We start from the raw sequence: 536 nt of genomic DNA, 5'->3' as shown, positions 1-536 counted from the left end.
CCCTTCCGGGTGCCCTTCGCGCGGGCTCCGCTCGCCGTGCGGCCCGGCTTCGCCTCGCCCTCCAGCGCGGCGAGCACCTGCTCGGGGTGCGCCTCCGCCTTCGGCACCCGCTTCCAGTGCTTCTTCACCTTGCCGTCGGGCCCGATCCAGACCGTCGAGCGGATCACGCCCGTGGTCTTCTTGCCGTAGAGCACCTTCTCGCCCCAGGCGCCGTAGGCGGCCATCGCCTTCTTGTCGGGGTCCGAGAGCAGCGGGAAGGGCAGCTTGTACTTCGCCGCGAACTTCTGGTGCGACGCGCCCGAGTCGGGCGAGACGCCGACCACCGCGACGCCGCGCTTCTGGAGCGCCTTCCAAGCGTCACGGAAGCCGCAGGCCTCCTTCGTGCAGCCGGGCGTGTCGTCCTTCGGGTAGAAGTAGAGGACCAGGTCCTTGCCGGCGAAGTCGCCGAGCGAGACCTTGCCGCCCGCGTCGTCCGTGAGCGTGAACGCCGGCGCCTTCCTGCCTTCCTCGACTGCCACGGGGCTCCTCGCGATTCC

1 protein-coding gene is annotated in these 536 nt (G+C 70.7%); it reads right to left on the bottom strand.

Annotated elements, in window-relative coordinates; all coding sequences use genetic code 11:
• The coding region (locus tag L6Q96_23590) for a peroxiredoxin (GenBank protein MCK6557529.1) at positions 1-518 on the bottom strand (518 nt) is incomplete at its 3' end.
• Positions 519-536 lie beyond the last annotated feature (18 nt).

The sequence above is a fragment of the Candidatus Binatia bacterium genome (assembly GCA_023150935.1).
GTDB lineage: Bacteria > Desulfobacterota > Binatia > HRBIN30 > HRBIN30 > JAKLJW01.
Note: the sequence above shows the minus strand (reverse complement) of the source record. Positions and strands in the feature narration are given on the sequence as shown.